At 61.5% G+C, this 24,759-nt stretch carries 18 protein-coding genes and 1 tRNA gene; 10 read left to right on the plus strand and 9 right to left on the minus strand.

The window, feature by feature from the left end:
* Positions 1 to 82: 82 nt before the first annotated feature.
* From GTP58_RS25295 to GTP58_RS25315, 5 genes are all read right to left on the minus strand, one after another.
* Positions 83 to 748, minus strand: a complete 666-nt coding sequence (locus tag GTP58_RS25295) for a DapH/DapD/GlmU-related protein (protein WP_161079823.1) — start codon at positions 746 to 748, stop codon at positions 83 to 85.
* Entirely contained in the window at positions 748 to 1,845 is a 1,098-nt protein-coding gene (locus GTP58_RS25300; RefSeq protein ID WP_161079824.1) for a nitroreductase family protein, read from the minus strand. Before GTP58_RS25300 ends, GTP58_RS25295 begins: the two co-directional genes overlap by 1 nt.
* Positions 1,842 to 2,708 carry a ThiF family adenylyltransferase gene (locus GTP58_RS25305; protein WP_161079825.1) on the minus strand — a complete coding sequence of 289 codons (867 nt, stop codon included), beginning with the start codon at positions 2,706 to 2,708 and terminating at the stop codon, positions 1,842 to 1,844. The genes GTP58_RS25300 and GTP58_RS25305 overlap by 4 nt, the downstream gene beginning before the upstream one ends.
* A 77-nt stretch (positions 2,709 to 2,785) precedes the next feature.
* Positions 2,786 to 2,986, minus strand: coding sequence for a YbdD/YjiX family protein (locus tag GTP58_RS25310; protein WP_072786250.1), 201 nt, complete (start codon positions 2,984 to 2,986; stop codon positions 2,786 to 2,788).
* A complete protein-coding gene (locus tag GTP58_RS25315) occupies positions 2,986 to 5,061 on the minus strand; it encodes a carbon starvation CstA family protein (RefSeq protein ID WP_161079826.1) in 2,076 nt (691 codons plus the stop codon). The genes GTP58_RS25310 and GTP58_RS25315 overlap by 1 nt, the downstream gene beginning before the upstream one ends.
* Positions 5,062 to 5,314: 253 nt before the next feature.
* Between GTP58_RS25315 and GTP58_RS25320 the strand changes: the two genes are divergently transcribed.
* From GTP58_RS25320 to GTP58_RS25340, 5 genes are all read left to right on the plus strand, one after another.
* A complete protein-coding gene (locus GTP58_RS25320) occupies positions 5,315 to 6,688 on the plus strand; it encodes a cache domain-containing protein (protein WP_161079827.1) in 1,374 nt (457 codons plus the stop codon).
* 6 nt (positions 6,689 to 6,694) lie between these two features.
* Positions 6,695 to 7,312: a response regulator transcription factor gene (locus GTP58_RS25325; protein WP_072786253.1), complete on the plus strand. Its 618-nt coding sequence runs from the start codon at positions 6,695 to 6,697 to the stop codon at positions 7,310 to 7,312.
* A gap of 273 nt (positions 7,313 to 7,585) precedes the next feature.
* Positions 7,586 to 8,755: an EAL and HDOD domain-containing protein gene (locus GTP58_RS25330; protein WP_161079828.1), complete on the plus strand. Its 1,170-nt coding sequence runs from the start codon at positions 7,586 to 7,588 to the stop codon at positions 8,753 to 8,755.
* Positions 8,756 to 8,758: 3 nt separating this feature from the next.
* The gene (locus GTP58_RS25335) at positions 8,759 to 10,843 is read left to right on the plus strand and encodes a bifunctional diguanylate cyclase/phosphodiesterase (RefSeq protein WP_161079829.1); all 2,085 of its coding nucleotides are present in this window, start codon (positions 8,759 to 8,761) and stop codon (positions 10,841 to 10,843) included.
* 26 nt (positions 10,844 to 10,869) lie between these two features.
* Positions 10,870 to 10,959 (plus strand) — tRNA-Ser (locus GTP58_RS25340).
* Between the two features lie 251 nt (positions 10,960 to 11,210).
* Here the strand turns inward: GTP58_RS25340 and GTP58_RS25345 are convergent.
* The gene (locus tag GTP58_RS25345; RefSeq protein ID WP_161079830.1) at positions 11,211 to 11,744 is read right to left on the minus strand and encodes a ParB/RepB/Spo0J family partition protein; all 534 of its coding nucleotides are present in this window, start codon (positions 11,742 to 11,744) and stop codon (positions 11,211 to 11,213) included.
* Positions 11,745 to 12,608: 864 nt separating this feature from the next.
* Between GTP58_RS25345 and GTP58_RS25350 the strand changes: the two genes are divergently transcribed.
* From GTP58_RS25350 to GTP58_RS25370, 5 genes are all read left to right on the plus strand, one after another.
* Positions 12,609 to 14,786, plus strand: a complete 2,178-nt coding sequence (locus tag GTP58_RS25350; protein WP_161079831.1) for a phosphocholine-specific phospholipase C — start codon at positions 12,609 to 12,611, stop codon at positions 14,784 to 14,786.
* Positions 14,787 to 14,805: 19 nt separating this feature from the next.
* Positions 14,806 to 15,486 (plus strand): PEP-CTERM sorting domain-containing protein, encoded by a 681-nt coding sequence (locus GTP58_RS25355; RefSeq protein ID WP_161079832.1) that lies wholly within the window; start codon positions 14,806 to 14,808, stop codon positions 15,484 to 15,486.
* Positions 15,487 to 15,690: 204 nt separating this feature from the next.
* On the plus strand, positions 15,691 to 17,589 hold the full coding sequence (locus tag GTP58_RS25360) for a sensor histidine kinase (RefSeq protein ID WP_161079833.1): 1,899 nt from the start codon (positions 15,691 to 15,693) through the stop codon (positions 17,587 to 17,589).
* Entirely contained in the window at positions 17,586 to 18,290 is a 705-nt protein-coding gene (locus tag GTP58_RS25365; RefSeq protein ID WP_161079834.1) for a response regulator transcription factor, read from the plus strand. Before GTP58_RS25360 ends, GTP58_RS25365 begins: the two co-directional genes overlap by 4 nt.
* 118 nt (positions 18,291 to 18,408) lie before the next feature.
* Entirely contained in the window at positions 18,409 to 22,032 is a 3,624-nt protein-coding gene (locus GTP58_RS25370) for an Ig-like domain-containing protein (RefSeq protein ID WP_161079835.1), read from the plus strand.
* A gap of 4 nt (positions 22,033 to 22,036) precedes the next feature.
* Here GTP58_RS25370 and GTP58_RS25375 read toward each other — a convergent pair whose 3' ends face one another.
* The 3 genes from GTP58_RS25375 to GTP58_RS25385 are packed head-to-tail and all read right to left on the minus strand — an operon-like array spanning position 22,037 to position 24,579.
* Positions 22,037 to 22,819 (minus strand): 3-hydroxybutyrate dehydrogenase, encoded by a 783-nt coding sequence (locus GTP58_RS25375; protein ID WP_161079836.1) that lies wholly within the window; start codon positions 22,817 to 22,819, stop codon positions 22,037 to 22,039.
* A gap of 10 nt (positions 22,820 to 22,829) precedes the next feature.
* Positions 22,830 to 23,981 (minus strand): patatin-like phospholipase family protein, encoded by a 1,152-nt coding sequence (locus GTP58_RS25380; protein ID WP_161080078.1) that lies wholly within the window; start codon positions 23,979 to 23,981, stop codon positions 22,830 to 22,832.
* A 31-nt stretch (positions 23,982 to 24,012) separates the two neighbouring features.
* On the minus strand, positions 24,013 to 24,579 hold the full coding sequence (locus tag GTP58_RS25385) for a carboxymuconolactone decarboxylase family protein (protein ID WP_161079837.1): 567 nt from the start codon (positions 24,577 to 24,579) through the stop codon (positions 24,013 to 24,015).
* Positions 24,580 to 24,759 lie beyond the last annotated feature (180 nt).

Raw genomic sequence — 24,759 nt, forward strand, 5'->3', positions numbered from 1 at the left:
GAGCAAAAGCCTTGCCAGCAAAGGCGTGCTTTTGAAATCAATGACTTAGGATTTGCTGGACGAGGCAGTGTAAAAAATTCCGTCACTGCGCAGCTTTGAGCCGGCGTGCCGGCACACCGCCCCAGACTTCGCCCGCGGCAATCTGGGTGTCCTTGGTGACCACCGCGCCGGTCGAGACGATGGCGTTGTCGCCGATCTGCACGCCCGCCATCACCACCGCCTTGGCGCCGATCGTGACGGTGTTGCCGATGTGGACCGCCTTGAGTTCCAGCCGCGCGCCTTCAATCACGTGCGCGAAGATCACGGCATCGTGGCCGATGATGGTGTTGCTGCCGATGTAGGTGAGCGGCGGGTCGAGCAGCACGCCCGCGCTGTAGGTGTTGGCGCCCAGCCTGGCGCCCAGTGCGAGATAGATCAGCCGCTGGAGTGGCACCGGAATGAAGTAGGTGCGTATCAGCGAATTGAACAGCAGCAGATAGAACAGGATGTTGACGTTGGCGACCAGCTCATCGCGTGAATTCTCCGCCACCTCGCCTTCGCGCAGCGGCAGCGCCAGCAGGAACAGGCGGTACACCAGGAACGCGGACAGGTAGATCAGCAGCACGGCCAGCAGCAGCAGCGCCACACCGCGAAAATCGCTGGGTGGCAGTTGGCGGGCGAGCAGCGCGGTACCGCCGATTCCCAGCAGCAGTATCAACATCAGCAGGCTGATGAAGACGGCGATCTGGCCCGGTTTGATGGCGCGCATTACCGTTCTCCCGGCACCACCAGCAGATCGCGCAAGGGGCGGCGCAAGGAACGCGATATGGCCGGCTCGCCCGCACCGATGCGGCCCATGAAGACCGCCGTCGCCCAATCCTGCTGGCCCACCAGCGCTTCGCCGTGGCGCGACAGCTCGGCTGCGCGCGTCAGCATGCCAGGGGTCTCGGAAAATTTGCGGCGCTCGCGCACATAGCGCGAGAAGATGAGCGGCGTCAGCTCCGGCTGCAGTTGCAGTCCTTGCGCGGTGGCGGTCAGCCAGAAGCGCTGCATGGCGCGGCCGGCGGCAAGATAGTCATCGATGCGCTGCGGCGGCTGGTCGGCCACCAGCACGAAATGCGCGGCGCAAGCGAGGCTGGGGATCAGGTCCATCTGCACGCGCGGCGCCAGCGTACCGGCCAGCCACGTATTGAAGAACTGCACGCGCTTCCAGTCCTGCATCACCCAGCGCATCAGCCTGGTGGTCATGGCATCCGCGCCGAGCGCCTGATCGGGGATGCGGTCTTCGCTGTAGCGGGCATTCCACTCGATGATGGACTTGTGCACCTGATGCGCTTCCGGCATGGTCAGGCGCAGCTTGGCGTTGTTGAACATGAGGCGCGCAGCGGCCAGGCGCTGGGCGCCTTCCAGCCAGTGCACCCGATAGCCTTGCGGCAGGGCGATCGCCAGGGCGGATTTTTCCGCTGCCGTCAGCGCGCGGCGGCTCAGCGCGCGCCGCTGCACGCTGCGTTGCAGGATGGCGCCGGCCAGCGGATCGGCCTCCAGGCCCGGCGCCAGCGTGAAATCGACACTCAGCGTCGGCTGCGTATCGGGCGTGTCAGCGTGGCGCGTACTGCGCATTTCCAGCCCAAACGTGCTGGCGGCGATGGCCATGGTTTCCAGCAGCGCACCGATCGACATTTGGCTGGGGTGGCCATCCAGATCGTAGACACAATGGTCGCGCGTGTCGTGGCCATGGATGACCAGCTGGCGCGGGCCGAGTATCTCAAAGCGCCACGGCTGCGTGTTGTCGCCGCTGGGCGCCCAGCGCGCCAGCTCGAGGATGCGTTCCAGCGTTGCGTCCAGCTGCGGTACCGTCGTGCTCATGTCTGCTCTCCGGGCCGGCGGCGTCTGGCCAGCATCATCGCCAGCCGTTGCAGCGGATGGCGGTTGCCGCCGGGGCGCCAGGTACGCACCAGCTTGTTGCGGTAGGCGTCGAACTGGTAGCCGCGCGGGGCCGCCAGCACCTCGCCCCGCTGTAATAAAATTTTCAGGGCCTCGGTGGCAGCGGCGCCGGCGCACAGCTCGCAGCCCATGATGGTGGACGGGCCACGCTGCTCCTTGAGGTTGATGCTTGACGGATCGACCAGGTAGCCGCCATGCAGGCCGGCCGGCGCCAGCCCGACCAGGAAGCGCAGCGCTTTTTCGAGATCCGGCTTGTCGCCCCAATCAAAGTATTCTTCAAACGTCATATGTCCCGGCAGGAAGTTGAGTACCGCAGTGCCCATGCCCAATGGCGCGGCAGTGATGGCGGGAATATTCAGCCGTGCGCAGGCGGCGAAGGTGGTCTGCCGCGCGCCAAAGGCAAAGAAGTCGAGGCCATCCACGTATAAGTCTACACCCTCAAAGAAGCTGGCCAGATTGTCCTCGTTGACGCCGTTGGGAAAACGCACCAGCTGCAGCCCGGGGTTGATGTCCAGCGCCATGGCCGCCAGCACATTCACCTTGGGTTGGCCCAGCGTCGAGACGTTGGCGCCAACCTGGCGGTTGAAGTTGGCAAGGTCGAAGGTATCGAAGTCGGCAATGTGGAAGGCGCCGATGCCCAGCCGCGCCAGCGTCAGCAAATGGACACCGCCAACCCCGCCCATGCCGGCAATCGCGATGCGCTTGCCGCGCAAGATGGCCTGCTCATCCGGCGTGACCCAGCCGATGTTGCGCGCAAAAGCCTGTTGGTAAATATAAGGTGCCATCTGCGTTAGATGGCGTCGCCCGCCGAGAAGTTCCGCCGTCGACGAAAAAAAACCGGCTCACTGGGAGCCGGTCTGTCTCAGCAACAACCGCCGCGCTTGCCTGCGCCGCCGTAGCGCGCCTCCTGACGTTCGCGGAAAAATTCCTCGTACGTCATGTAGGGCTCGCCGGGATGGGTGGTTTCCCGGTGCGTCACATACGCATCGTAGTCCGGCAAGCCCATCATCAGGCGCATGCTCTGCCCGAGATAGCGGCCGGCCTTGGCGATCTCGCCCAGCATCACTGCACCTTGGCGGTGGTCAGTACCATCGGGCTTTCGTTGGCGGTCGGCTTGCTGGCGGCACGTGCGGCCTGCACGGTGCGGGCGCCAAAGATCAGCACGCTCAGCACAACGATCACGAAGAAGCCAGCCAGCGAGGCATCCAGATAATCGTTGAAGATCACCTGCTGCATCTGGGCGATGGACTTGGCGGGGGCCAGGATCTTGCCCTCATCCAGCGCGGCCTGGTACTTGGCGGCGTGGGCCAGGAAACCGACTTTCGGGTTGGCGTCGAAAATCTTCTGCCAGCCTGCCGTCAGCGTGCACAGCAGCAGCCACACGGTCGGCACGATGGTGACCCAGGCGTACTGGCCACGCTTCATCTTGAACAGCACGCAGGTGCCGAGGATCAGCGCGATCGCCGCCAGCATCTGGTTGGCGATACCGAACAGCGGCCACAGCGTATTGATGCCGCCCAGCGGATCGACCACGCCCTGGTACAGGAAGTAGCCCCAGGCCGCCACGCACAGGCCGGTCGCGATCAGGTTGGCCACCGTGTTTTCAGTCTTCTTCATGGTCGGGATAAACGCGCCCAGCAAATCCTGCAGCATGAAGCGGCCGGCGCGGGTACCCGCATCCACCGCGGTCAGGATGAACAGTGCCTCAAACAGAATCGCAAAGTGGTACCAGAACGCCATCATCTCACGGCCGCCCAGCACGCCGGACAGGATGTGCGCCATGCCCACCGCCAGCGTCGGCGCGCCACCCGCGCGCGAGATGATGCTGTGCTCGCCAACATCCTTGGCGGTCTGCGTCAGCATTTCCGGCGTAATGAAGAAGCCCATCTGCGACACCGCGTGCGCGGCAGATTCCGCCGTCGTGCCCAGCAGCGCCGCTGGCGAGTTCATCGCGAAGTACACGCCAGGATCGATGGTCGAGGCCGCCACCAGCGCCATGATCGCCACAAACGACTCCATCAGCATCGCGCCATAGCCGATGAAGCGCGCATGGGTTTCGTTCTCGATCATCTTCGGCGTAGTGCCCGACGAGATCAGCGCGTGGAAGCCGGACACGGCGCCGCAAGCGATGGTGATAAACAGGAACGGGAACAGCGAACCAGCCCAGACCGGACCGGTGCCGTCAATGAACTTGGTCAGCGCCGGCATTTGCAGATGCGGCGCCACAATCAGGATGCCCAGCGCCAGGCCGACAATGGTGCCGATTTTGAGGAAGGTCGACAGATAATCGCGCGGCGCCAGCAGCAGCCACACCGGCAGCACCGACGCGACAAAGCCGTAGCCAATCAGCATCCAGGTCAGTTCGGTGCCGGTGAAGGTAAACATCGGCGCCAGCGCAGGATTTTCCTGCACCCACTGGCCGCCGAAGATCGCGCCCATCAGCAGCACAAAGCCGATGATCGACACCTCGCCAATGCGGCCGACGCGGATGAAGCGCGAATACACGCCCATGAACAGCGCGATCGGAATAGTGGCCATCACCGTAAAGCTGCCCCAAGGCGAGCCGGTCAGCGCCTTCACCACGATCAGCGCCAGCACCGCGAGGATGATGACCATAATCATGAAGGTTCCCAGCAGCGCGATATTGCCCGGAATCGCGCCCAGTTCCGACTTGATCAGATCGCCCAGCGAGCGGCCATCACGGCGCATCGAAATGAACAGCACGATGAAATCCTGCACCGCGCCGGCAAACACCACGCCGGCCAGTATCCACAGCATGCCCGGCAGATAGCCCATCTGCGCGGCCAGCACCGGACCGACCAGCGGGCCGGCGCCGGCGATGGCGGCAAAGTGGTGGCCGAACAGCACATACTTATTGGTCGGCACGTGATCGAGGCCATCGTTGAGCTTGTTGGCAGGCGTCATGCGGCGCCCATCCAGGCCCAGCACTTTATCGGCAATGTACAGGCTGTAATAGCGGTAAGCGATCAGATACACGCAGACCGCAGCAATCACGATCCAGATTGCGCTGATCGATTCACCGCGGTGCAGCGCCACGACGCCCAGCGCCGAGGCGCCCAGCACCGCCAGCACCGCCCAGCCCAGCTTGCTGACCAGGGTATTCGGTAGAGTACTCATACATCCTCCAAGGTTGTCTTTAACTCCGGGGTCAGGTCCGTCATTTCTACACAACCTCTGCCGTAGTCTTCGCTACGGTTGGGGTCGTGTAGAAATGACGGACCTGACCCCGGATTTACTTATGAGGAGTATTCACCAAGCTGATAACGGGGGCAAGCGCAGCATTACGCAAGCCTGGTGCGTACAACTACGTAGGACTGGCGCGGCGCACAGGCGTAGAATCCGGGGCTACGGGAATGGAGGGGGCGGCGTCATGAAGTTGCGGCAAAAGGTGATTTTTCTGGCCATTACGCCGCTGATACTGGCGCTGTGCGCGATCGCGCTGGCGGTCCGGCATCAGTCGGTGCTGCTGGCCCAGCAGCAGCGCGAGACGATTCAGCAGGCTTATCTCAGCAGCAAGGAGGCGGAGCTCAAGCATTATGTCGCGCTGGCGTCGCATTCGATTGCCCATCTGTACGACTCGGGCCGCAATGATGAGGCGACGCGCCAGGAAGCCATGCGTATCCTAGGTTCGCTGAGCTATGGCGACGATGGTTATTTCTTCCTGTATGACATGCAGGGCAATACGCTGATGCATCCGCGCCAGCCGGAGCTGGTCGGCCAGAATCTGTTCGGCCTGCGCGATGAGCACGGCCAGCCGACCATCCAGAATCTGCTGCAGCGCGCCAGGGCGGGCGGCGGGCTGGAACGCTATATGTGGGTCAAGCCGTCGACGCAGAAGCCGGTCGCCAAGCTGGGCTATGTGATCGCCATGCCGAAGTGGGGCTGGATGATGGGCACTGGCATTTATCTGGACGATGTCGACCAGGCCCTGGCCAAGGTGGATGTCCAGCAGTCGCGCAATATTCACAGTACCATGTTGTGGATCGCCGGGATTGCGATTGCCGCTGCGGTGGCAGTGGCCAGCTCGGGCCTGGCGCTCAATATCAGCGAGCTGCGCGTGGCCGACGCCAAGCTCAAGGTGCTGGCCCAGCGCGTGGTGGAGTCGCAGGAGGAGGAGCGGGCGCGGCTGTCGCGCGATCTGCATGATGGCATCAGTCAGTGGCTGGTGTCGATCAAGCTGCAGATCGAGGCCGGCATCATCCGCCTGACCAGCGGCCTGTCGTCGGGCAAGCCGGAACAGCAGCAGGCGGCGCAGGCGGTGTTTGAACATGCTGCCGACCAGCTCAGCAATGTGATGGCCGAGGTGCGCCGCATTTCGCATAACCTGCGTCCGGCCATCCTGGATGACCTAGGACTGGCGGCAGCCTTGCACCATCTGGCCAAGGAGTACACCCTGAGTAGCGGAACCCCGGTAAACTTCGAGGCATCGGGCCGCACGGATGAATTGCCGGACGTGGCCAATACCGTGCTGTTCCGCCTGGCGCAGGAGGCGCTCACGAATATCGAGCGCCATGCGGGCGCCAGCAGCATCGGCATCACGCTGAGCGGCGAGGCAGAGGGCGTCACGCTGCGCATCCGCGATGACGGCCGTGGTTTTGATGCCGAGGGCATCGCGCTGCATCCCCAGCGCGGCATCGGTTTGCGCAATATGATGGAGCGTATGGATGCGATCGGCGGCCGTTTCGAGATTCTGTCCTCGACCGGCGGCACCATCGTGACGGCCTACGCCGCTAACAACAGTTAAAACGATATGACGAATACGATCAAAATTCTGCTGGTGGATGACCACCCCCTGGTGCGCGATGGCCTGCGCGCGCGGCTGGAGGCCATGCCGCAATTTGAAGTGGTGGCCGAGGCCGGCGGCGCAGCGGAGGCGCTGGAGCAGGCCGCCCGCCATCCCGTCGACCTGGTGCTGATGGACATTAATATGCGCGGCACCAACGGCATCGAGGCGACCGCGCTGTTCAGGCAGGCATTCCCGCGCATTGCGGTGCTGATCCTGTCGATGCACGACAAGGTGGAATACGTGTCGCAAGCGATCCAGGCCGGCGCGCGCGGCTATGTGCTCAAGGATGCGCCTGGCAAGGATATCGTGGTGGCCATCGAGACGGTGATGTCCGGCGGCATCTATTACAGCGCCGCGCTGGCCCGCCAGCTGGCGCAGCCGCAGACCCAGGACAACCAGCTGACCACGCGCGAGCATGAGGTGCTGCGCCATATTGCCAATGGCGAGTCCAACAAGCAGATCGCCCGTGCGCTGGACCTGAGCGTGCGGACCGTGGAAACCCACCGTCTCAACATCAAGCGCAAGCTGGGCATTGAAGGGCAGGCTGAGCTGATCCGCTTCGCCGTGCAAAACGCCCAATGAAACCGCTACCAAGGTGACAAGTGTGGCAGAAATCCCGACGGCCGCTTCTAATACTGTTAAGCAAGTTCTAACAGACCGTGTTTGTACGGCAATATCTGCTATATTCCTGCTCCGACTGCAGATTATTGCAATAGTGCAAAATAACCGTTCCGCGCCCTGAAAATTGGTCTTATACTGGTAGCATTGCTAATTACACTATTATTTGTATGGTATTTGATTGCCTTAAGTCAATGGTTGGTCTAAGATGGCGCGGATAACCTCGATGAGATATTGATGTCTGCGCCTGAAATCAGCCCGTTTCCACTGGTGGAATTACATGCAGTATCCAACGCTCACAATGAGTGGGTGGCACTGGCATTTGCGCTATCGCCCGATGCCGGCGATGCCTTCCAGGCGACGTTGACCCTGTTGAAAACGCCCGACGTGTTTGCCGCGTTGGCGCCGATGGATTGCATCCTTCCCGTCCCGAATCCGCAGTTGCTGGAGCTGTCCCATCTGGAGACGCTGCCGAGCAACCGCGTCATCCTGCGCGTGCCGGCTGCCGCCTGCGCCGACGTCGCCGTGCAGCGCAAACTGTCCAGCTATGCCGATGCCGGCTACCGCATCATGATCGACGGCGTGACCGAGGGATCGACCGCCACCATGTGCGGCGCCCGCTCGCTCATGACGGACGCCTCGATGAGCCTGCCGCCAGTGCTGGCATTGGTGGCGCAGCCGGGCCCGCATCTGGCCATGGGCATGCGCAGCGAAGAACGCATCGCCGAATGCGCCAAGGCCGGCTTCAGCTGGTTTGCCGGCGACTTCGCCAACCATCCCGCTCAGGACGGCAACGCCGGCGACGGCACCTCGCGCAAACGCCTGCTGGCGCTGCTGGGCTTGCTGGCACGCGATGCCGATTCGCGCGAGCTGGAAGTGCTGCTCAAGCAGGATCCTGCGCTGGCCTACCATTTACTCAAACTCGTGAACTCGGCCGCCTTTGCGCTGAGCTCGCCGATCCACAGCTTCGGCCAGGCCATCAATGTCCTGGGCCGCCGCCAGCTGCAACGCTGGCTGCAACTGCTGCTGTACGCGCGTCAGCAGGATGACGGCCTGGCCAATCCGCTGCTGCCGCTGGCGGCCGTGCGCGCCTCCATGATGGAAGGTCTGGCCAAGGCGCTGGACTGGGACCGCGACCAGCAGGACATGGCCTTCGTGGCCGGCGTGTTCTCGTTGCTGGACGTGCTGCTGGCCATGCCGATGACCGAAATCGTCGCCGCGCTGAGCCTGGATCTGGACGTGGTGATGGCGCTGCTGGACCGCGCCGGTCCGCTGGGCGATCTGCTCAAGCTGGTCGAGCAACACGATAGCGCCAGCCTGGAACAGGCCGGCATCTCCCACGAAGCCTATTGGGAAGCGCAGCTGCAGGCTTACCACTGGGCGATTCAGGTGAGCAGGAATATTTAAGCCATGCTCGCGCAACCCGTCACCGACTTCCTGACCAGCAGCGCGGCTTTGTGCGACGCGGTGCTGCGTTTGCGCGGCCATGCGCTGACGGAGGAGTTGGGGCGCATCGTCCGTGCCGTGCTCAACAGCCCGCTCGGCGAATACATCCCGGCCGACTCCGCCTCGATGCTGCTGACGCCGCCGATGGACGCGGCAGTTGCAGCCAACGATGACGCGGTGCCCAGCCTGAGCCAGGACGTCTGCTTTGACGACCATTATTTCGGCCGCTTCGTGGTGTCCGGCGGCGCCCATTACAGCGAGCTGGACCGTCAGCACCTGGCCAGCCTGGCCAGTCTGCTGGGCAGCGTGCTGCAAGTGCATTCGGTGGCGCAGCGCACCACCCACGCCTATGTGCAGGTGGAAGCCAAGCTGCAGCACCAGTCGCAAATCCTCGACCACATCCATGAGTCGGTGCTGACCATGGACATGAGCGGTTTCATCATCAGCTGGAACAAGGGCGCCGAGCGCCTGTTTGGCTACACCGCAGTGGAAGCGGTGGGGCGCAACATCCTGTTCCTTTACGATGAGGAAGACATCGGCTTCCACGACGCCTTCCTGGAGCAGGGCGGCCGGCTCATGGAAGTGCGGCGCAAAAAGAAAAATGGTGAAGTGTTCTGGGCCAGTCTGTCGCTGTCGCCGCTGTGCGACATCAATGACCGCTCGATCGGCCTGATCGCCTACCTGACCGACATCACCGAACGCAAGATGGCCGAGGAACGCATCCACCATCTGGCCTACTACGACGCGCTGACCAGCCTGCCGAACCGCACGCTGCTGACCAAGCTCGTTGACCAGGCCCTGATGGTGGCGCAGCGTAACAAGGCGCACGGCTGCGTGCTGTTCATCGACCTCAACCGCTTCAAGCTCATCAACGACACGCTGGGCCGCAAGATCGGCGACCAGCTGCTGGTGGAAGTGGCGCGGCGCTTCCGCACCGTGCTGCGCGACCAGGACCTGGTGGCGCGGCTGGGCGGCGACGAATTCGCCGTCGGCCTGTTCGATATCGGCCAGCACTTCGAAGCCAGCATGGTGGCGCAAAAACTGCTCGCCACCTTGAATGCACCGATCCTGATAGACGGCCACGACCTGCGCGTCGGCGGCAGCATCGGCATCAGCGTCTATCCGCAGGATGGGCACGATGCGGAAACCCTGCTGCGTCTGGCCGACATCGCCATGTACCGCGCCAAGCAAGAGGGCGGGGCGGATGGCGACCATGTCGCCTTCTACAGCCAGGACATGAACCAGGGCATGCAGGAACGCATGCGCATCGAAACCGGCCTGCGCAATGCGCTGGGCAACGGCGAACTGCTGCTGCACTACCAGCCCAAATACTCCATCCCGGACGGCAAGATCATCGGCGCCGAAGCGCTGGTGCGCTGGCGCCATCCCGTGCGCGGACTGGTGCCGCCGTCGGAATTCATCCCGCTGGCCGAGGCGACCGGGCTCGTGGTGCAAGTCGGCGAATGGGTGCTAGAGACCGCCTGCGCGCAGGCACAGGCATGGAAAGACGCCGGCCTGCCGCCGATCCGTCTGGCCGTGAACGTCTCGGCCCGCGAATTCACCGCCACCTTGCCGGGACGCGTGAGCGATACCTTGAAACGCTACGGCCTGGAGCCATCGTGGCTGGAACTGGAAATCACCGAAAGCACGCTGATGCACAACATCGACCGCGTGATCGGCATTATGGACCGGATCACCGCCCTGGGCGTGACCTTGTCGCTGGATGACTTCGGCACTGGCTACTCATCGCTGTCCTACCTCAAGCGCTTCCCGATCGATACGCTGAAGATCGACCGCTCGTTCACCATCGGCATTCCGGGCGACCCGAACGATTGCGCCATTGCCAACACCATCATCTCGATCGCCCAGCAGCTCAAGCACAAAGTGATAGCGGAAGGCGTGGAGACTGTAGAACAGCTGGCGTTCCTGAAAAATTCCGGCTGTGACGAGGTGCAGGGCTACCTGTTCTCGCAGCCGCTGGAGGCCGAAGCGTTTGAACGGGCACTGAGGGAGAATTGGCGCCCAGGAAGATCTTCCCGGGCAGCGTAAGAAATCTGTATAATGTTGCACACTTAGGAAGCGTGGCCGAGTGGTTGAAGGCAACAGTCTTGAAAACTGTCGACGGTTTACGCCGTTCGTGAGTTCGAATCTCACCGCTTCCGCCAAGAAATAAATAAACCGCCGAAAGGCGGTTTTTTATTTTGTGGCGGAAGCGCGCAAGGCCCCTGCGGGCCTTGCGCGTGAGATTCGAAGGGCATGGCCCTACAGGGCCATCCCGCTCCGAATCGCCCATCTGCTGGCGCAAGGCGCCAGTCCCGCGCGCCGAGGGCGCGCGTTCCACACCTAATTCTCCATCTAAGCTCAGCCCTTGTAGCAATGAAGTATCGGCTTTTTTGATATCAATTCCGTGTGTGTATTAATCTGTTAGCTCAAAGATAAAGGCAGGGATTTTTTCTAATCCGAGACTTAAGGCACAGATTGCTCGATGATGGCCATCAAATCTAAACATTTGGTAAGGTAAATCAAATTGCTCGACATTTGCTAAAAGAATTGGCTTACGTACACCATCTTTCTTAATACTCTTCGCCAGTTCTTGAAATTTTCTAGCTTTTGCTAATGCAATAGTTGCATTTTGACCATGGCTGCGAATTTGTATTTCTTGAACGTAGGCGCTTTTTTCTAAATCATTTTCCTTAGTGCGGAGAACTTGCAAGTAAATATCGGTTTCATCACTATTTTTTCGCAGCGCAGATTCAACAGAAATGGATTTTGCTCGAACGCTAATAATTTTTGGCACAGGAAGTTCTTTGGGGTATCTTTTTGTTGTTGAGACCCAATTTTTTCTAAATGCTAGATGCGTACCGGGCCAAACGAGATGACTCAAGGCGTGTACTTGCGTGAGGGGAGAAAGACTTTCCAATTCAGTGAACTTCGATTGGCCGATATTCATTTTAATTTTCTTATTTAATAAATTATTAATTTTTATTGAGTTGTAAGCTTTTAAAAATGAAGTAATACGGAATGGGAAAATATTGGCGTGCTAAATGCTGTTATTTTCTATGAAATTTAAAATTTAATTAAGAAAAAATTGCATTTTGTATAAACGGCGTTGTATCAGAACATCATAATTTTGCTAAAAAATCTATATTTCAAGACGAAATTATGGCAATCGAACAACCACCAGACGTGCCTACTTTATGTGGGAGAACTATTGATGCACCTACCGATAGAGGCTTGAAAACTGTCGACGGTTTACGCCGTTCATGAGTTCGAATCTTATCGCTTCCGCTAGCTAAGTCACGATATCGCCATTTGGTGTGAGTACACCTGACAACTAGGCGCGTCGCGTCTGCGAAATGAGACGACAGCACTCAGTTGGCTGGCGGAATGCAATCAGTCACAGCGGAACTGGCGCACTAACTCGACTCGGTGGTTCTCGATGGGCATTGGCGCTTGAGTGGCAAGCATGGCCTGCATGCCGCGTGTCGATTCGCCTTGGGTTCGGGCATCCCGGTTTACTCGGTCGGCACGTCGACGTTCGCTAATGCGACAGAACCTGTCCGCCGCCCTGAGCCCGCGAAACGTACCTACGACACAGTTCAAACGCAACTGAGGTCGTCTCATAAGTCCCAGCGCCTGGCCAGGATTGTTACCGAAATAAGTGAAGTCAATGCATGTCATGTCATCAACATTTCATCATTGTTACGTAAGTTGTCGCCTGCATGACTTCAGTTTTCATGTTTCCCTGACAATCGACTTGGATCAATCAAATGCATATTTTCAAATTCGCGCTCGCCCTCACGCAGGTGCAGGCATGAGCCGTCGTGACTTCCTTCGCAAAATGGGCAAGTCGGCCGGCGCCAGTGCCGTGCTTGCGACCTTTCCACCGTCCATCCAAAAGGCGCTGGCCCTCCCGGCCAACCAGCGCACTCGCAGCCTGCAGGATGTTGAGCATATCGTTGTGCTGACGCAGGAGAACCGCAGTTTCGACCATTACTTTGGCACCCTGGAAGGGGTGAGGGGATTCGGTGATCCCTTTCCGATTCCGGTGATGGACCGGCAAAATCTCTTCAATCGCAAATCGGTCTTCGTGCAGCGCTCTGTCGGCGGGGCGCCGGTGCCTGGCCGGCCCAACTGGCCGCAGGGCAGCGCCATCGCGCCGTTCCGGCTCAACACGGTGCAGGACTTTCCAGTCATGCGCGTGGCCGGGACGCCGCATGCCTGGCTCGACGCCCAGCTGGCGTGGGACCAGGGTCGGATGAATGACTGGTGCACGGTCAAGCAGAACCGCGCGATGGGCTATTACGCTGATGCCGACATTCCCTTCCAGTTCGCGCTCGCGCGTGCCTTTACCATCTGCGACCACTATCACTGCGCAACCCAGACCGGTACCAACACCAACCGGCTGTTTCTGTTCAGCGGCCACAACGATCCGCTGGCCGCTGCCGGCGGCCCATCGACTGATAACAGCCGCGACGACTTCAACCCGGACATGTCCACCGACTACTTGTGGACCACCTATCCGGAGCGGCTTGAAGCGGCAGGTGTCAGCTGGCAGGTTTACCAGAACATGGCGGACAACTTCACCGATAACTCGCTGGCGGGATTCCGCTCTTTCCGCAACGCGTGGTATCGCCGGCCGGGCTATTCGCAATCCCTGCGCGATCGCGGCACCACGACGCGTGACCTCGATCTGCTCAAGGCCGACGTGCTGGCCAACCGCCTGCCGCAGGTCAGCTGGGTCGTCGCGACCGCCGAAGGCTCCGAACACCCGGGTCCCTCCAGTCCGGCGTCGGGCGCCGACTACATCGCGCGCGTGCTGGACGCCCTGACCGCCAATCCTGATAGCTGGAGCAAGACGGTCCTGATCATCAACTTCGATGAGAATGACGGCTTCTTCGACCACATGCCACCGCCAGCGGTGCCTGCGTACACGAGTTACAGCAGCAATCCGGCGCAGTCGCAGCTGGCCGGTGCGTCGACCGTCGATACGACCGGCGAGTACCATCACGTACTCAACGGCGCCGATGCCCGTACACACCATCGCCCCTACGGGCTCGGGCCGCGCGTTCCGATGTATGTGATCTCGCCGTGGACCAAGGGCGGCTGGGTGAATTCGCAGGTGTTCGACCACACATCGGTGGTGCGTTTCATCGAGGCGCGTTTCGGCGTGCGCGAGCCGCTGATCAGCCCATGGCGCCGTGCGGTGAGCGGCAACCTGCTGTCCTGTTTCGACTTCGCCAACCCGAACGACAACGGCTTCACGCAACTGCTGCCGGAAACCGCTGCGCGGCGTTCGATGGCGATGAGTCTGCCAAACACCAAGATCCCCGCAACGCCGACCACGCTGACGGCGCCGGTTCAGGCTGCCGGTGTGCGTCCGGCGCGCGCTCTGCCCTACGAACTCCAGGTGCAGGCACAGGTGCCGGTCGGCGGCGGCCTGGTGGAGCTCAGCTTCGACAACCTGGGCGAAGCCGGCGCGGTGTTTCATGTGTACGACCGCCTGGCGTTGGAACAGGTCCCGCGCCGCTATACGGTCGAACCTGGCAAACAGCTCAAAGGCCGCTGGAACACTGTATCTGCCTACGATCTCTGGGTACTGGGACCGAACGGCTTTCACCGCCACATCGTCGGCGACGTGCGTGGCGACGGCAACGCTGCATGGCCGGAAATCAGCCTGCGCGCCGAACGCAGCGCCGGCGAGCTGCTGATTGACCTGGTCAACAACGGCGCCCAGCCGTGCACCTTCGAACTCACCGCCAACAAGTATTACGCGAACAAGCCGTTGCAAGTGCGCGTCGTCGCCCGCTCGAGAAGCACCGTCCGGCTTCCCTTGGTATCGAGTTCCAACTGGTACGACTACAGCCTGCGTGTGGTTGGTATGCCGGGCTGGTTGCGCCGCTTCGCCGGCCATCTGGAAAACGGTTTGCCGTCCATCAGTGACCCGGCGATGAACGGGGCAGCGCAACTTGACCAGTACCGCGTCATTTGACTTTTATAAGGAGCTTTTCATGAAGTACAGATTTTTTGTTGCCGCGGCCTTGTTCGCCCTGGCGTGCAGTGCCAAGGCTGACGTCATTTACGGTCAGAACCTCGTTGTCAACGGTGATGCCGAAGCCGGTGTGAGCGGCTGGACCGCCTACCCGGGTTACAGCATGGTGCAGTCGGTGGACTATGGCAGCAACTGGGTGCTGCCCACCCAGCCTGGTCCGGTCAATCGCGGCACGAAGATGTTCGCCGGCCTCGGGCAGTATGCTGTGGGCTATCAGACCCTGGACTTCGGCGTGGCGACGGCCAAGAGCAGTTCCTATTACCTGAGCGGATGGCTCGGCGGCTGGGCCAGCCAGGGTGATAACGCACTGTTCTTTGTGCAGTTTCTCGATGCGGAAAACAATGCGATAGGCAGCGCCGCGATCGGTCCTGTCACCCCGCAGGATCGCGGCAACCAGACAGGCCTGTACTACCGCGAGTCCGTGGGAATCATGCCTGCTGGTACCAGCAAGCTGTCGTTCTGGCTGTCGATGGAGCGTCTCGCTTCGAACGACAACGATGGCTACGCAGATAACCTGTCCTTCATCGCGCGGGAGATTACCAGCCCGGTACCGGAACCGGGCATGGCGTCGATGTTCTTACTGGGCTTGGGCACGTTGGTCGGGGTGCTCCGCCGCAACACGCGCGCGCAGATGTCGTAACTGGGGCCAGACGACATCAATCAGCAGCGCGAACGCCGTTGCTGTTGAGGTGTACGGCATGGCGGAACGCACCTCCTGTCCACCATGCGGCACGGAGGCACTGGTAATTCCGGAGGAATGCAAGCTTTTGCAAGCTTTCCTCCGGCCTTGCATTCTGTACAATGCGGGCGCGACGGTGGGTGTCGCGGTTTCCGGAGTGTTGTAATGGCTGTACCGATGCTGTTCCGCGGCTATGCCGCGCTGTTGTTGCTGGTGGGCGTACTGCTCGCGCCATGTCGTGCGGTGGCCGATGCGGATATGAGTCTGCCGTTGCAAGGTGCCAATGCGGCGTGGCTGCGTGACCCGTCCGGTCAGCTCGTGGTGGCGGATGTCGTGGCGCGTGCCGCTGCATTCCAGGCGATGCAGGATGGCAGCCTGAGCAAAGGCTACACGCGCGATGTCTACTGGCTGCGGCTGATACTGCCTGCCGACCTGGAAGGCAGGCACTGGCTGGAAGTGCCACCCGCCGTGCTGGACGATGTCCGTGTTTATTTGCCACGTCATGGCGGCGGCTGGGAGGAGCGGCGCAGCGGCGACCGTTTGCCGTTCAGCAGCCACGAAGCGCCTTACCGTAGCGCGGCATTTCATCTCGACGCCGCCCACGCCGGCCAGATCCTCTATCTACGCATTCAAACCACCAGCATGATGGCGGCTGTGCCGCGCCTGTGGCATGACCACGCGCTGCGCGCCGAGGCGGATGCGGAGTTGCTGGGCTTTGGCCTGTATCTGGGCCTGATGATTACGGTGGCGCTGTTCAATCTGGTCGGCTGGTTCATGATGCGGCGCCCGTTATATGGCGTGTTCTCGCTGTTCGTCATCTGCGATGTGCTGCGCTGGATGGCGCTGGATGGCACCGCCAATCAGTTTTTCTTTCCGCATCATCCGGCGATTGTGGCGACCTTGGTCACGCCTTTGCTGGGGGCCTTGGGCATCACCGGTGCGCTCTGCCAGATTAGCCTGTTGCAGCTGGACCGCCAGCAACCCTTCCTGCTGCGCTACTACTACGTCGTCATCGTGCTGGGCGTGCTGATTATGCTGACGCCGCTGATTGGCAATGTCGGCCTGCTGTCGACCGTGTTTTTCTACATGCTGCTGTTTGCACCGCTGTTGATGCTGCGCGCCTATCTGCGTTTGTGGCGCAGTGGCAGTCTGGCGAGCCGTCTGGTAGCGGTGGCGATGCCGGTGCATTTCCTGCTGATGTTGCCCAGTAATCTGAGCGTGCTGGCGCTGCTGCCTTACGATCCGGCGACGATGCGTCTGGCGCATTTCACGGACGTGCCGCTGGTGCTGCTACTGCACGCCAGTATCATGCTGCGGGGACGCGAGGCCAAGCGTGAGCGCAACGCCGCCCTGGCCGCCAGCCAGCGTGAACGTGAGGCGCGTGAAGAGCAGGGCCAGTTCCTGGCGATGATTACGCATGAAGTCCGCACGCCGATCGCGGTGATCGACGCTGCCGCCTACAGCCTGCGTCTGCTCGATCAGGCGGGCGCCGATGCCAGCCCGCGCACCGCGCGTTACGCCAATATCGACCTGGCTGTGCGCCGCATGAAGACGCTGATGGAGCTGGCCGAAACCCATGGCCGTCTGGCACCGGGCGAGACAGCAGTGGAAGCCGCTCCGCTGGATCTGGCACAGCTCACGCGCGAGACGCTGGCGGCACTGGAGCCAGCTGCGTCAGCCAGGGTGGCCTTGAGCGTGGCGCCGGACGACACGCTGCCGCCTTTGCGCGGCGATGCCCGGCTGCTGTACTTCGCGTTGCTCAATCTGCTCGATAACAGCCTCAAGTACGCCAGGCCGGACAGCCGCATAGACGTCGCCATCGCGCCACGCACACGCGGCGTGGTCTGGCAGATCCGCGACTTCGGCTGCGGTGTGCCGCCTGCAATGGCTGAAGCGATTTTCGAGAAATATCACCGGCTGGATGAAACCGCCGACCAGCCCGGACTGGGACTGGGCTTGCCGCTAGCGCGCCAGATCACTGAACGCCATGGCGGCCATCTGCGGCTGGATCAGGGCTGGCGTGCGGGCGCCAGTTTTGAGCTGTGGCTGCCGGAGGCGGCATGAGCGGCGCGCCTATCGCACTGGTCGAAGACAACGCCAGCCTGCGCGCCGAACTGGCGTTTTACCTGGAGCATGCCGGCTACCACGTGACCGGCTTGCGCGACGGTGTCGAGCTCGACGTTCATCTGGCCAGGCAGCCTTGCCGCCTGGTGGTGCTGGACCTCGGCCTGCCCGGCGAAGATGGCTTGGCCATCAGCACGCGCTTGCGCCGCAGCCATCCGCATCTGGGGCTGGTGATGCTGACTGCACGCGGGATGGCGCGTGACCGGCTGGCCGGCTTGCAGACCGGCGCGGACTACTACCTCGTCAAGCCTGCACCACCGGAGGAACTGCTGGCCATCATCGGCAACCTGCTGTTGCGCCTGGCGCCAGCGCAGCCCGTGCAGGCGCCAAGCGCCAGTTGGCAACTGCGTCTGCGCAGCCGTACCCTGGCCGCGCCGGACGGGGTGCAAGTCGATCTGACGCATATGGAAAGTGTCCTGCTGCAGACTTTGCAGGCCAGTGCACCAGCGCCTGCCAGCCGGCGTCAGCTGGTCGAGGCGCTGGGTGGCAATTATCTGCAATTCGAGGAGCGGCGTCTGGAGGTGGCCATCAGCCGCCTGCGCAGCAAATTGGCCCAGGTCTGGCCGGACACGGAAGCGCTGCGTGCCGCACGTGGCATCGGCTATCTGCTGACCTTGCCCTGCGAGCGCAGCGAGGACTGATATCAAACTTTAACATTCGTTTCTAATTTGAAAGCATTTGCAAGCTTAAGCGTGCATCAATTTCCTATCCTTGCGTCTTCGCCGGTTCGGCGCTCATTCAATTTGCAAGGAGTGGTTCATGGGTACTTATACGCAGCAGCTGCAGCAGCTTTACATCGCCTATTTCAAACGTCCGGCGGATGTGGCCGGACTGGCAATGTGGGAGCAGGTGGCAACGACCAAGGGCATGGATGCCGTGCACGCTGCGTTCACTCACTCGCAGGAATACCGTGATTTGTACGCCAGCCTGAACAACGAACAGGCCGTGAACACGCTGTACCAGAATCTGTTTGGCCGTGATGGCGAACCGGAAGGCCTGGCGTTCTGGCGCCAGCAGCTGGACAGCGGCAAACTGACGCTGGAGACGCTGGCGTCCGCGATGATCGCCACCACTGCCGCCGACGATGTGGCAGCGCTGGCGCACAAAACCGCGGCCGCAACGGCTTTCACCGCTGCCCTCAACAACACCGCCAAGGCCGACGGTTACACCGGTGCTGCTGCCAATGACATTGCACGCGCTTGGCTGGCCACGGTCACTGGCAGCAATGATTCTGCCACCACAGCGACAGCCGCCATGGCGTCGGCCGTGAGCCGCGCGGTGGATGCCGGCCATGGCATCGTCCATGGCAAGCTGGTGGATGGCTATATCTCCGGCGCCACCATCTTTGCCGACGCCAATGGCAACGGCCGGTGGGATCTCGGTGAAGCCAGGGCTGCCACCGACGCGCATGGCAACTTCACACTGCACAATCCGAAAGGTACGCTGATTGCTACGGGCGGCACCGACCTGGGCACCAAGCTGCCGTTCACTGGCATTCTGACGGCACCGGAAGGCGCCACGGTGGTCAACCCGCTGACCACGTTGCAGCAAGCGCTGATCCGCCAGGGGCAGAGTGTCGATCACGCGCAAGCCACGATTGCCAAAGCGTTTGGACTGAGCGTGGCAACCCTGGACTTTGACCAGCGCGATCCGCTGGCCGCAGCCTTCAATGCAGACGCCAGCGTCGCCGATCAGCGCCTGGCCGTGCAGATGCAGGCGGCTGCCGCCAAAATCCAGAATCTGCTGGTCGCCACCAGCCAGACGCTGACCGGCGCCGTCGCTGGCCTGTCGGCAAGCGCTGCTGCTGCGGCGGCAAGCAAGGCGCTGGCCGAGGTGATCGGCCATGACGCGGATGGCGTCGTCAGTCTGGCTGACACGGCCGTGCTGAGCGCAGTGCTGACCGGCGCCGCCGCCCAGGCCGGCGCCAGTCCGCAGCAAACGGCGGCTGTCGCTGCGCTGGCTTCGGGCTTTAGCAGCATCATGGCGGGCACGGCGCAGCATATCGACCGCATCGTGGCCGACAATGCGAGTGGCAGCATGGGCGCCGATCTGGCGCAGGCGCGCATCCTGCAGGTGGAGACCGCTGCCCAGGGCAAGGTGGCTGGCGCCATTCATGATGCGGCTGTCAGCGGCAACATCACGCAAGCGGTGTCGCAACTGACGGGTGAGCAGTTGAATATCGTCGTCATCAGCACCAAGATTGGCGACGTCGTACCCGCCAACGGTAGTGATGGCAGCGCCATCGACATCGTCAATGGCCGTCCCGAGCCGGAACCAGTCACGGTACCGGTCGACAGACAGGCGCCGACCAATCTGAAAGTGAACGACCTGGTGGATTACAGCAGCAGCTACCTGGGCGCGAAGTACGGCGCAATGGTGGTGGCGGGGCACAATCTGGTGCAGACAAGCGGGCAGGGCTTTGGCACGCTGCTGGGCGCGCTGGACACGGACGACAATAGCATCGGCATTGATGTCAGCGGCGCTTTTGCGAACGGTCTCAAACTCGGCGCGACCACCTACAATGCCTTGAGCCAGGTGTTCGTCGGCGTCAATGGCTATCTGACTTTTGGCCAGGGTAGCAGGGTGTATGCGGCCAGCGGCATTGCCGGTTACAAAACGAGCCCGATGATTGCGGCCCAGTTCGACGACATCTTTGCTGGTCCTGGAAGGCCTATCGGCCAGAGCGCAGGCGGCAATTCCACTGGCAGCAATCACATCTACTACGACGTCGACACCGTCAATCATATTGTCACGGTGACCTGGGATGACGTGGCGGCGCTCAGGCCGTCTTATACCAATATCGCAGGCAACGATTACACGCATGGCAATGCCTTCCAAATCCGTCTGCACTGGTTACAGAACAGCGATTTCCTCATCGAATTACGCTATGAGAATATGTCCTGGATCGGCGGTAACCGGGGCTTGCCAACGGCCGGCTGGACTGCCGGGGATGGCGTCAACTATGGCGAGATTCAGGGTTCTGGTACCGAAGCCATGCTGAATCTGGCCAAGCAATCCAACGTCGGCCAGAACGGAGTCTACGTGTGGGAAGTCAAGAACGGCGTGGTGAGCCAGCACCTCATGGATGTGAATGATGCGGCGGGCAAGACCGTGTTCAGCCTGAATGCGACCGATACGACTGCCGGTGAGGTACTGAGCTACGCATTGGATCAAGGCGCGGACAGCCGTTTCACCATCGTCAACGGCAACCAGATCGCAGTTGCCGCGAATGCCCATTTCGACCTTACGCATGAATCCACGGTGACGCTGCCGGTGGTCGTGACGGACAAGGCTGGCAACGCGCTGCACCAGAACATGGTGATCACACTGTTTGCTACGCCGGACACCACGGCGCCAACGCTGTCCGCGTCCAGTCCGTCCAGTGGCGAAGCCAGCATGGCAGTGGATGGCAATATCGTGCTGACCTTCAGCGAGGCGGTGCAGGCCGGTACGGGAAGCATCACGCTGGTGCCGGATGGGAATGGCAGCAGTATTGCGATTGCGGTTGACAGCAGCCAGGTGGTGTTCAATGGTCATACCGTCACCATCAATCCGACGGCCGACCTGCAGGCTGGCGTCACCTACCACGTTGAAATTGGCCATGGCGTGATCGAGGATCTGGCGCACAATGCCTACGCTGGTCTGTCAGGCAGCACGGCGTTGAGCTTTACCACTGCCACCGATACCATCGCGCCGACGCTGGCATCCGCCAATCCGCTGGATGACGCCACGGGCGTCGCGGTGGATAGCAACCTCGTGCTGACGTTCAGCGAAGCGGTGCACGCTGGCGCAGGTTCTATCAAGCTGGTGCAGGATGGCGGCGCTGCCATCGACATCGCGGCAGCCAGCGGCCAGGTGGTCTTCAGCGGCAACACCGTCACCATCAATCCAGCGGCGGATCTCGTCGCGGGCGCGAACTACCATGTCGAGGTCGGTGGCGACGCGATTCTGGATGCGGCCAATAACGCGTTTGCTGGCATCGCCAATGCCACCACGCTGAACTTCAGCACTGCGGCAGCAGTCGACACCACCCCGCCGTCCATGATGGCCGCAATATCGTCGATCGACAGGACCAATGCCGTACCGACCGCCAATGTGAAGGTGTACTTCGATGAGGATGTGAAGGCCGGCAGCGGCAATATCGAGTTCTACTACGACACCGGCTCAGGCCTGCATCTGGAGGCCACGGTGGCTGTCAACAGCAGCGCAGTCAGCTTCGACGGCCACACCATGAAGATCGACCTCGCCAATGAGCTGCACTGGACGCCAGGGCAGAACTATCAGGTGGTGGCCCACATGGCGTCCGGTGTCGTGATTGACCTCGTCGGCAACGCCTATGCGGGCTTCCAGGATCAGACTACGCTGCACTTTTCCCTTAGCTGACTTTCTATTGCATGAACCAGCCATGACTGACCACGATTGACTGGCCGGTCAGTGCATTGGATGGGAAGGCCGCCAGGAATAGCGCGGTTTGGGCGACATCGTCGACGGTGGTGAATTCGCCGTCGACGGTTTCTTTCAGCATCACTTTCTTGATGACGTCATCTTCGCTGATGCCCAGTTCCTTGGCCTGCTCGGGAATCTGCTTTTCCACCAGCGGCGTGCGGACGAAGCCGGGGCAGATGACGTTGGCGCGCACGCCGTGGGCGGCGCCTTCCTTGGCCACGGTTTTGCACAGGCCAACCAGGCCGTGCTTGGCGGTGACGTACGGCGCTTTCAGCACCGAGGCTTCTTTCGAGTGCACCGAGCCCATGTAGATCACACTGCCGCCGCGCTTCTGCGCATACATGCGCTTGAGGCAGGCGCGCGTGGTCAGGAAGGCGCCGTCGAGGTGGATCGCCAGCATTTTCTTCCAGTCGGCAAACGCGAAAGTATCAACCGGTGCGACGATCTGGATGCCGGCATTGGACACCAGAATGTCGATGCCGCCCAGCTTGTCTGCAGCAGCGGCGATGCCGGTATCGACCTGTTCTTCATTGGTGACGTCCATCGCCACGGCAATCGCGCGCTGGCCCGAGGGATCGAGCTCGGTGGCGACGGCCTGCGCCGATTCCAGGTTGAGGTCGGCAATGACGACTTTGGCGCCGTTCTGGAAATACACGGTGGCGATCTGTTTGCCGATGCCGCTGGCGGCGCCGGTGACGACAGCTACTTTGTCTTGAAGGTTCATCTTGTTCTCTTTAAGTAGGTTGAGCCGGCTTCGTCAGGAAGTCGAAGACGGCCGGGTTGTTATCGATACATGGGAGTTTGAGAATTTCTTCATGCGCGAGCGTGGTGTCGGCGTCGGTATAGCCGGCCTGCCAGTGCTCGGTCATGGTCCTGCGCGAGAATTCCACATCCTTGTACTGGCCCTCGTACGTCGCCGAGCGATACACCAGTTCGACGATGTTGTAGAGCGCGGGATCAGCCGCTGCCGCCAGTAGCTGGGCCTGCGGCGAGGCTGCAATCTCGGCAGGAATCAGGGCCAGCAGTTCGCTCAGCGTGGCGCGTAATTTCTTCACCTTGCGCAGGGAGTCGGTGGCGTTGCGCGTGCGGCTCGAATACTGGATTTCTTTCATGCGCGTGGCCACGCTGGCCAGGTCGCTCGGCAACTCGCCGTGCGCGCTCCACAAGTCCACTTGCCACACCAGCGTGTCGAGGCCCGAGCCGTTGGACAGCACCCAGTCCAGCGGCGTGTTCGACACCATGCCGCCATCCCAGTATTTTTCACCATCGATTTCCACCGCATCGAAGCCCGGTGGCAAAGCGCCACTGGCCATGATGTGCTCGGGCCGGATCTGGTCTTTGATGTTGTCGAAATAGGCGAAATTGCCGGTGCGGACGTTGACGGCGCCCACGCTGAGCCGCGTTTCCTTGGCGTTGATACGGTCGAAGTCCACCAGCCGCTCCAGCGTGGCGCGCAGTGGCGTCGTGTCGTAATAGCTGGTGGCGCCGCCGCCATTCCACAGCAGATAGGGCGGCGGCATGCGCGGTGCGAAGAAGCCATTCACACCCTGCATGAAGGCGCGCGCTGCCGCAAGCTGGTTGACACAGGAATGAACGCTGTCGACCAGCGGCACGCCGGTCCAGTAGGGATCGGAGACTCCGCTGTAATTGCCGCTGACCAGTTCCCAGAATTCCCGCAGCCGGGCCACGCGGTTTTCCCTGGCGTTGCCGGCGATGATGGCGCTGTTGATGGCGCCAATCGAGATGCCGGCAATCCAGGTCGGTTCGATGCCGCCTTCCAGCAGGCGCTCGTAGACGCCGGCCTGATAGGCGCCCAGCGCGCCGCCGCCCTGCAGCACCAGCGCGACCGCGCCGAACTCGGAGGCGCTTTTGCTGGCTGGCGTGATACGGGCGTCGTGGGACGCCGTGGGGTCGCGTTTATTCACGTTCCGGTACCGGCACGTTGTAGCCGTTCAGCGTGGTCGAGACCAGTGCGTACAGGCCGACCAGGTAGATCAGTTCGTTGGTGCCATGCTGGCCGAAGGTCTTGACCGCCAGCCGGTACAGCGGTTCCGGCAGCGTGCCGCCGCGGCTCAGCGCATAGGCAAAGTCGAAGGCGACGTTTTCGTCTTTGGACAAATCAGTGGGTTTCAGGTCGGCGACCAGCGCGGCCAGGCGTTCTTCGGACATGCCTTCTTTTTCCGCGACCGCGACGTGGGCGTATAGCTCATACGCCGCGTTGTAGCGGGCGCCAACCACCAGAATCGCGATCTGTCGTACGTTGTCGGGCAGGGTGGCGTTGGCGGTCATGGCCAGCGTCAGGTCCCAGATGGCTTTGCCGATGCCGGGCTCGTGCAGCCATGGGTTCCATGGCCCCATCAGCGCGCCATCTTCGCGTTCGACCTTGAAGGCGTTGAAGTTGCTGGCGATGCCTTTGCGCATGCTGTCGTAAAGGCCTTTTTGTTCAGCGGTGAGTTCGTTCGGAGGGATGAGTGGAAGTCGCAATGTAGCCTCGCATGGTTGGGTTAAGGGCGAGGAAACAGGTGGGGTGCTGAGACCTTGTATGTTGCCTCAGCCTTATTCTGGCAGTTTGGCGCTAGATCCGGCGTCCGATTGCGCTGGGAAAACCAGCGGAGACGTTTTGAGCTTGCGCAACCCTTCGTTCGTCGAAGCATGAGCTTGTTT

The organism is Duganella sp. CY15W, from assembly GCF_009857555.1.
GTDB classification, from domain to species: Bacteria; Pseudomonadota; Gammaproteobacteria; order Burkholderiales; family Burkholderiaceae_D; genus Rugamonas; species Rugamonas sacchari.